This is a genomic window from Mucilaginibacter sp. P2_A4 (genome assembly GCF_056405015.1).
The window spans coordinates 1-601 of sequence record NZ_JBFUCX010000039.1 but is presented as its reverse complement, the minus strand read 5'-3'; the positions used below and the strand labels follow the sequence as shown (position 1 = coordinate 601).

The following is a 601-nucleotide window of genomic DNA, read 5'->3' as shown; positions in this document are numbered from 1 at the left end:
CTTGGATCCTCCGTATTACCGCGGCTGCTGGCACGGAGTTAGCCGATCCTTATTCTTACCGTACATTCAGCTTGATTCACGAATCAAGGTTTATTCCGGTACAAAAGCAGTTTACAACCCGTAGGGCAGTCTTCCTGCACGCGGCATGGCTGGTTCAGGCTTCCGCCCATTGACCAATATTCCTTACTGCTGCCTCCCGTAGGAGTCTGGTCCGTGTCTCAGTACCAGTGTGGGGGGTCATCCTCTCAGATCCCCTAAACATCGTAGCCTTGGTAAGCCTTTACCTTACCAACTAGCTAATGTTCCGCATGCCCATCTTAATCCTATAAATATTTGATCAGTATACAATGCTGTAAGCTGATGTTATGCGGTCTTAATCTCTCTTTCGAGAGGCTATCCCCCTGATTAAGGTAGGTTACATACGTGTTACGCACCCGTGCGCCACTCTCAAGGAAAGCAAGCTCTCCTATCCCGTCCGACTTGCATGTATTAGGCCTGCCGCTAGCGTTCATCCTGAGCCAGGATCAAACTCTCCATTGTAAAATGTTTTGTTTGTTCACTGACCCTATTATTAATAATAGAATCTGTATATAATTATATC

Annotated in this window: 1 rRNA gene; it reads right to left on the bottom strand. The window is 46.8% G+C overall.

The window, feature by feature from the left end:
- A 16S ribosomal RNA gene (locus tag AC1DYB_RS30395) occupies nucleotides 1-540 on the bottom strand; the annotation flags it as partial.
- Nucleotides 541-601 lie beyond the last annotated feature (61 nt).